At 61.2% G+C, this 423-nt stretch carries 1 protein-coding gene; it reads left to right on the forward strand.

What is annotated here, in order from left to right; genetic code table 11:
• Positions 1–423, forward strand: a 423-nt coding sequence (locus QWI17_RS05635) for an alpha/beta hydrolase fold domain-containing protein (protein ID WP_302721538.1), incomplete at both ends; no start/stop codon positions are given.

Below are 423 nucleotides of genomic sequence, written 5' to 3' on the forward strand. Positions count from 1 at the left end.
CCATGACGCCTGGGTGTTTGGCGGCTGTGATGCACCTGTCGACCTGGAGCGAAGCTTCACGATCGACGGGCAGGGCGGGCCTGTTCCAGTCAAGACGTTCGTAACGAACGACTGCGCGCAGGGCGTACTCATTTACTTCCACGGTGGCGCCTGGGTATCCGGAAGCCTGGCAAGCTGTGAAAGTATCTGCCGGTATCTGGCGCGCGAAGCCAGGCTGCACGTACTGTCGGTGGACTACAGGCTGGCACCCGAGCATCCATTTCCTGCCGCCATCGATGACGCACTGGCAGCCTATGAGCATGTGCTGAAGGACATGCAGGCGGCCAATACGCCTGGCGAATTCATTGCCGTGGCGGGCGACAGCGCGGGTGGCAATATTGCTGCCGCGTTGTGCTACACGCTCAGAGAGCAGAAACGGCGCTT

This window comes from Gilvimarinus gilvus, assembly GCF_030518155.1.
GTDB lineage: Bacteria > Pseudomonadota > Gammaproteobacteria > Pseudomonadales > Cellvibrionaceae > Gilvimarinus > Gilvimarinus gilvus.